At 47.4% G+C, this 1,799-nt stretch carries 1 protein-coding gene; it reads right to left on the bottom strand.

What is annotated here, in order from left to right:
* Nucleotides 1-1,799 (bottom strand): condensation domain-containing protein (locus tag FS818_RS28145; RefSeq protein WP_260989991.1); only part of this gene is annotated, 1,799 nt, incomplete at both ends.

Below are 1,799 nucleotides of genomic sequence, written 5' to 3'. Positions count from 1 at the left end.
GCCGCTGTATCGTTAAACGTCTCCAGCAACTGATGCTTCTCTGCCTCGCTGGCCAGCTCGATTTCCGCCAGCCGCATATCCGGTGTTTCAGCGATCTGCTCTAGCATGGTCTCCAAATGGCTGATAACTCGTTCAATGTTAGCTTTACGATGTTCCGACGCATTGTAACTCATTTTGATGCCAAGCCGGTTCGCCTGTACATGCATCATCACACTTAACGAATAGTTGGTATGCTCGAATCCTTGGAAATCTGTAACCCGGAAATCCTGTTCCTCAGACTGTCCGCTTATGTCATAGACTTCTGGATAGTTCTGAAACACAAACAGGTGATCGATCAAGTTTTGTTTCAGTTCCGTTTGACCTTGAACCTCGGCCAATGAAAGGAAATCGTATTTCTCGGATTCCAGCGCTCGCTGCTGTAACCGTTGGACCGTCTCGATGAACAGACCCGAGGTTGAATTCCAGCCTAACCGTACCGGTAGTGTATTGATAAACAGCCCCACCATGTTCTCGATACCTTCGATTTCCACTGGACGTCCCGAGACAAGTGCGCCGAACACCACGTCATCGGTATTATTGTAGTGTTGCAACAACAGACCCCATGCTGTCTGCATCATGCTATTCATCGTAACCCCATGGTTTTTGCTCGTTCTCATCAAGCGCTCAGTCAATCTCTCCGAGAATGAATAAAGGACTTCTTCATGTGCATGCGACTCGTTTGTGCGGCTTTCACTTGCAGAAATCGTTGCACGTTGCTCGTACCCCGCCAAGTAATCTCTCCAATAGCCCAGTGCTTCTTCACGATCCTGTTTCTCCAACCAATTGATGAATTCGCTGTAAGGCTTCACCGCAGGCAAATCAATCGTTTGGCCACTGCTAAGCTGCTTGTACATATAAAAGAACTCTTTCAATACGATGCGCATGCACCAGCCGTCTATCAAAATATGATGGTGACTCCATACGATTTCATATTGGCTCTGCCCCGTCTTCAATACAGCAACACGTAACAAAGCATCATTCGTCAGATTGAACCCTTGTTCCCTGTCCGATTGCTTGAATTGCTCTACTTTGCACTTGATCTTATCTTCCGGTACCCCTGTGAAATCCTTGAAAACGATCGACGGATTTCGCTTTTTCAGTACGATCTGTAGCGGCCTCTCTAGTGCCTCGTATACAAACACCGTTCGAAAGATATCATACCGCTCCATCAGAAGGGTGAGGCTCTTCTTTAGATTAAATTCATCCAACGTCCCTTGAATCTTAAACGACATTTGTTCAAAATATGCTGATGACTGCGGGTCCATTAATGATTGGAACAACATCCCTTCTTGCATTGGAGACAACGGATATATGGAGACCAGCTCGCCTATATCGTTACTCACCAGTTGCTTGCGAAGTTTATCGAAAGTGGCGAGCGGTATTGATACGGTGCCCACATCGCTCGGAGTCAGTTCCTGCTCCGTTTGCTGCATGCAATGCTCAATGATTGAAAGTAACTGCTTCTTGTAGTTATCCAACAGTCCTTGCATCGTGCTGTCGCGGTACTCCTGCTCATCATATGTCATGCTCAATGTCAGTTTTCCTTCTACCACACTCCCTACAATGTCCAACGCATGAACCCGCTCCGATTGTGGACTCATTGGCAATCCAGTAGACAGCCCAGACATGGACATCGCCCCGGCATTCATCTCCCGATCCCATTGCCCTAAGTAGTTGAAGCTGATCTCTGGTAACAATGTACTGCCAATGCCGCTTTTCTCCACTGGCGTCAAATACTTCAGTGCGCCATATCCCACGCC

Source organism: Paenibacillus xylanexedens, from assembly GCF_007680605.1.
In the GTDB taxonomy this organism is placed as follows: Bacteria; Bacillota; Bacilli; order Paenibacillales; family Paenibacillaceae; genus Paenibacillus; species Paenibacillus xylanexedens_B.
Note: the sequence above shows the minus strand (reverse complement) of the source record. Positions and strands in the feature narration are given on the sequence as shown.